Source organism: Brevundimonas sp., from assembly GCF_031082345.1.
GTDB lineage: Bacteria > Pseudomonadota > Alphaproteobacteria > Caulobacterales > Caulobacteraceae > Brevundimonas.
Window position 1 is genome coordinate 1 of the sequence record NZ_JAVHLH010000228.1, and the last position, 4,532, is coordinate 4,532.

At 70.5% G+C, this 4,532-nt stretch carries 6 protein-coding genes and 1 tRNA gene; 1 reads left to right on the forward strand and 6 read right to left on the reverse strand.

The features are described 5' to 3' along the window. The 6 genes from RDU12_RS12760 to murA form a co-directional block, all read right to left on the reverse strand. Positions 1 to 874 (reverse strand): RNA-binding protein (locus RDU12_RS12760; RefSeq protein ID WP_308684943.1); only part of this gene is annotated, 874 nt, incomplete at its 3' end. Beyond that, positions 871 to 1,449 (reverse strand): nucleoside triphosphate pyrophosphatase, encoded by a 579-nt coding sequence (locus RDU12_RS12765; RefSeq protein ID WP_300292052.1) that lies wholly within the window; start codon positions 1,447 to 1,449, stop codon positions 871 to 873. The genes RDU12_RS12765 and RDU12_RS12760, both read right to left, overlap by 4 nt. A 13-nt stretch (positions 1,450 to 1,462) precedes the next feature. Continuing rightward, positions 1,463 to 1,681, reverse strand: a complete 219-nt coding sequence (gene infA, locus RDU12_RS12770) for a translation initiation factor IF-1 (protein ID WP_003164348.1) — start codon at positions 1,679 to 1,681, stop codon at positions 1,463 to 1,465. Positions 1,682 to 1,786: 105 nt separating this feature from the next. After that, complete coding sequence (locus RDU12_RS12775) at positions 1,787 to 2,251, reverse strand: UPF0262 family protein (RefSeq protein ID WP_300292054.1); 465 nt, start codon at positions 2,249 to 2,251, stop codon at positions 1,787 to 1,789. Further along, complete coding sequence (locus tag RDU12_RS12780; RefSeq protein WP_300292056.1) at positions 2,248 to 2,724, reverse strand: DUF2948 family protein; 477 nt, start codon at positions 2,722 to 2,724, stop codon at positions 2,248 to 2,250. The genes RDU12_RS12775 and RDU12_RS12780 overlap by 4 nt, the downstream gene beginning before the upstream one ends. Further along, positions 2,714 to 4,003 (reverse strand): UDP-N-acetylglucosamine 1-carboxyvinyltransferase, encoded by a 1,290-nt coding sequence (gene murA / locus RDU12_RS12785; RefSeq protein ID WP_300292058.1) that lies wholly within the window; start codon positions 4,001 to 4,003, stop codon positions 2,714 to 2,716. Before murA ends, RDU12_RS12780 begins: the two co-directional genes overlap by 11 nt. Positions 4,004 to 4,394: 391 nt before the next feature. On the opposite strand from murA, the gene RDU12_RS12790 reads away from it, so the two are divergent. Beyond that, positions 4,395 to 4,469: transfer RNA gene (locus RDU12_RS12790), tRNA-Thr, on the forward strand. Positions 4,470 to 4,532: the final 63 nt, after the last annotated feature.

Below are 4,532 nucleotides of genomic sequence, written 5' to 3' on the forward strand. Positions count from 1 at the left end.
GGCCCAGCCGCCGCACCGCCTCGATCGCCCGCGTCTCCGGCGTCGGCCGGCCGTCCGGCCCCAGCAGCCGCTCCTCGACCGGCGTCGTCCGCCACGGCAGCGACAGCATCAGCACGCCGAACCGGTTGACCGGGCCGATGGCGACCTCGCGATCGTCGCCGAACGCCGCCCGGGCCGCCGCCAGCATCGCCACCCCGTCATGCCCCGTCCCGACCAGATCGACCGCCACCAGCCCGCCCCAGCCCTTGAGCCGGATAAGCCGCGCCGCCTGCGTCAGTCCGTCCCGGTTGGCCCGACCCTTGTCGCGCCGCCCGTCGCGCCCCGGCGCGGCGGCGTGGTCGATGTCGACCGCGACCAGCGCCCGCGTCCGCTCCACCGCCAGCCGCACGCCCAGATGGGCGAACAGGGCGCCGGGGGCCAGCGCCTCTTCCTCGGCCTCGAGGCTGGCCCGGATCGCCGCCGCCCCGGTGCGCGGCTCGACATCCTGCGCCAGCCGCGCCAGCGTCTCCGCCACGGTCGGCCCGGGCCGCAGCAGCCGCGCCTCGCCCTCCCCCGGCCCGATCAGGGCCAGCGTCGGCCCCTTGAGCTCGCGCGGTTCGGCCGAGACCTCGACCTCGATCTTTTCTCCGACGGCGATCCGGTCGCTCTTGCGCAGCGGCAGGAAGCCGAACGGCTCCCCGGCCCCGAGGTCGACGAAGGCGCCCTTCAGTCCCGCATCGACGGCCGCGACACGCCCGACCGACCGCGCGCCCAGCCGATGCTGCGCGACGTCGTCCTCTCTCTGTATAAGAAGACGCTCGAACCGCCCGTGGCGGACGACCATGCCCCGGACTTCGCCGGGCGTGTCGTCCAGGAAGGTCTCGAGCTCGCTCACGTCTCCCGCCAGCCGGCCCCGGCCAGCAGGTTGACGGTCTCGAACAGCGGCAGGCCGACGATGGCGGGATAGCTGCCGACGATTCGCGTCACGAAGGCCCCGGCGCGGCCCTGGATGCCATAGCCCCCGGCCTTGCCGCGCCACTCGCCCGAGCGGACATAGGCGGCGATCTCGGCGTCCGACAGCACCTTGAACGACACCCGCGCCTCGACCACCCGATGCCGGATCACGCCGCCCGCGGCGACCGCCACGCCGGTGAAGACCCGGTGATTGCGTCCGGACAGCAGTTTCAGGAACCGCACCGCCTCGGTCTCATCGGCGGCCTTCTCCAGCAGCCGGCGGCCGACCGCGACCACGGTGTCGGCGGCCAGCACCACGGCCTCCGGCGCGCGTTCGGCCACGACCTCAGCCTTGCTCCGGGCCAGCCGCGCGGCGAGACGCGGCGGCGTCTCGTCCTTCAGGGGAGTCTCGTCGATGTCGGCGGGTTCGATGCGGTCGGGCGTGATCCCGACCAGCGCCAGCAGCTCCACGCGGCGCGGGCTGGCCGACGCCAGCACCAGTTCGGGGCGGCTCATATCGAGCCCGCCCTTACTTGAAGCGATAGGTGATGCGGCCCTTGGTCAGGTCGTAGGGCGTCATCTCGACCAGGACCTTGTCGCCGGCCAGCACGCGGATGCGGTTCTTGCGCATCTTGCCCGCGGTGTGGGCGATGATCTCGTGGTCGTTCTCGAGCGTCACGCGAAACGTCGCATTCGGCAGCAGTTCGCTGACGACGCCGGGAAACTCGAGCAGTTCTTCCTTAGCCATGCGGCCTCTCGCGCCCTTGTGAAAACGAGTCTGGACGCGCGCCGGGCGTGAGCGCGCGTCGAAAAGAGAGCGGGCGTATGCCCCAAAACGTCGGGATAGTCGAGATCAACCGCGCCGGTACAGCGCCGTCACCAGGGTGAACAGCCGCCGCGCCGTCTCGTGGTCGACGGCGATCTTGCCGTCCAGCCGCCCCTTCAGCAGCTCGGCGCCTTCGTTGTGCAGGCCGCGCCGGCCCATGTCGACCGCCTCGATCTGACCCGGGGAAGTGCCGCGCAGCGCTTCGTAATAGCTGTCGCAGATGCCGATATAGTCCTTCACCACCTTGTTCAGCGGGTTCAGCGACAGGCCGTAGGCCCGCGCGAACTCGGGTCCGGCGATGTCGAACACCAGCCGCCCGTCCAGCAGCGACAGCTTCAGCCTGTACGGCCCGCCGCTCGCTCCGGCCGGCTCGAAGCTGTTCTTTTCGACCAGGTCGAAGATCGCCACCCGGCGCTCGTGCTCGATCTCGGCCGTCGCCGCCGGCAGGGTGGCCGCGTCGAGCTCGACCGAGGACAGGCGGTGCTCGCTCACGCCGGCTCCGGCCCGTCAGCCAGATGGGTCGGCGCAACCCGCGCGGGCCAGCGCTCGGACAGGTCGGTCAGCACCGCATCGAGGCATTCGACGTCGATGCGCAGATCGCCGCCGCCGGCGAACATCAGCGTCACCCGTCCGCCCGGCGCCTCGCCCGGCTCGAAATCCATGGCCAGCAGCTCCAGCGCGTGCTCGGGCCCGCGCGGCAGGCGGCGGCTCTTGACCGCGATCACGTCGCCGAACTGCATCGCCGACATCACCCGCGTGCCGCCGCATTCCCAGCAGAACCGGCTGAGCTGCAGCGTGACCCGCCGCCACGACGGCTCCCAGACGATATCCACCGGCCGCATGATGGCGTCCTGCAGCGCGGCCGAGATGATGTGCAGGTCGTCGGCGTCCTCGGCCAGCAGGCGCAGCGGCTCCACGTCCGCGCCTTTCGGCGTGTCGTCGGCGATGGTCGCCTCAGTGCTCATGGTCGTCGCCCTTGATCCGGCGGATTTGCGCGCCGCAGGCCCCGAGCTTCTCTTCCAGCCGCTCGAACCCGCGATCCAGATGATACACGCGTCCGACCGTGGTTTCGCCCTCGGCGGCGAGACCGGCGATCACCAGGCTGACCGAGGCCCTCAGATCGGTGGCCATGACCTGGGCGCCGTGCAGCGCCTCGACGCCCCGCACCACCGCCTCGCCGGCGTGAACATGGATGTCCGCCCCCAGCCGCATCAGCTCGGGCGCGTGCATGAAGCGGTTCTCGAAGATGTTCTCGTGAATGACGCTGTCGCCGTCGGCCAGCGTCATCAGCGCCATGAACTGCGCCTGCAGGTCGGTGGCGAAGCCCGGATAGACCTCGGTGGCGACATTGACCGCCTTCAGCCGCACGGCCGGATCGCGCCGGACGATCACCCCGTCTGGCGTCGGCGTCACCTCGACCCCGGCCTCGATCATTTTCTCGCTGAGCGCGGTCATCAGCTCCGGCCGCGACTTCGTCAGCCGCACCTCGCCCCCGGCCATGGCCGCCGCCACGGCGTAGGATCCCATCTCGATGCGGTCGGGAATCACCGACCAGGTCGCGCCGCCCAGCGAGCCGACGCCGGTGATGACCAGTTCGTCGGTGTCGATGCCCTCGACCTTCGCCCCCATGGCCACGAGGCAGCGGGCCAGGTCGCCGATTTCCGGCTCGCGCGCGGCCTTCTTCAGCACGGTGACGCCGTCGGCCAGCACCGCCGCCAGCAGGGCGTGTTCGGTGGCCCCGACCGAGACGAACGGAAACTCGATCTCGGCCCCCTTCAGGCCTCTCGGCGCGCGGGCGATGACATAGCCCTCGTCCAGCTCGATCTCGACGCCCATGGCGGTCAGGGCCTGCAGGTGCAGGTCGACGGGCCGCGCCCCGATGGTGCAGCCGCCCGGCAGCGACACCTTGGCCTCGCCGGTGCGCGCCAGCAGCGGCCCCAGCACATTGAACGAGGCCCGCATCTGCCGGACCAGGTCATAGGGCGCAAAGGTCGATTCGATTCGCGCGGCGTGGAACAGCGTCTCCTGCTCTCCCCCGTGCCCGTTCTCGGTCACCTCGACGCCGAGCTCGCGCAGCAGACGGCCGAGAAACTTGGTGTCCGCCAGCCGCGGCATGTTGGTCAGGCGCAGCGGCTGATCGGTCAGGATCGAGGCGGCCATCAGCTTGAGGGCGGAATTCTTGGCGCCGCTGACCGGAATCGTTCCGTTCAGCCGGGCGCCGCCTTGGATGGCGATGCTGTCCATGTCGTCTCACAGGCCGGCCCGGAACGATCTGCCCGGGCGACGGGGTCGGCTATCTAGCCCGGACCGCCGGGCTTGCGAAAGCCTGTCATGACCCTGCGGCCGATGACTTTCAGTTGCTCGGCTTTTCCGCCCTGGCGGACCGGGTCGCCGCCTTGCGGCGCTTCAGATTGTCCCTCAGCGCCGTAGCCAGCCGCTGGGCGCGCGCGGTGGCCGGGGTCTTCGGCGGCGCCAGCGGGTCCGGAAGGGCCGGCGGAAGGTCCGGGAGGGGCGCCGGGATTTTCGACTCATCCATGCATTGATGAGACGCGCGGACGAAGTTTTCTGCAAGCCGGGGAAATCGGGGCTTCCCCCTTTGTCCCCTGTTGGCTATAGGGCCGCTTCCTCAGTTTCCGCCGCCGTAGCTCAGTGGTAGAGCGCATCCTTGGTAAGGCTGAGGTCGTGGGTTCGATTCCCCCCGGCGGCACCACTCAAAGCAAAAGGCCCGATCCACCGGATCGGGCCTTTTTCTATTCCTCCGCGGGCTGCTGCG

Bases quoted from the DNA above. Each gene is read 5' to 3' on its own strand.
- RDU12_RS12765 (WP_300292052.1), bottom strand. From the start codon at position 1,449: ATGAGCCGCCCCGAACTGGTGCTGGCGTCGGCCAGCCCGCGCCGCGTG.
- infA (WP_003164348.1), bottom strand. From the start codon at position 1,681: ATGGCTAAGGAAGAACTGCTCGAGTTTCCCGGCGTCGTCAGCGAACTG.
- RDU12_RS12780 (WP_300292056.1), bottom strand. From the start codon at position 2,724: ATGAGCACTGAGGCGACCATCGCCGACGACACGCCGAAAGGCGCGGAC.
- murA (WP_300292058.1), bottom strand. From the start codon at position 4,003: ATGGACAGCATCGCCATCCAAGGCGGCGCCCGGCTGAACGGAACGATT.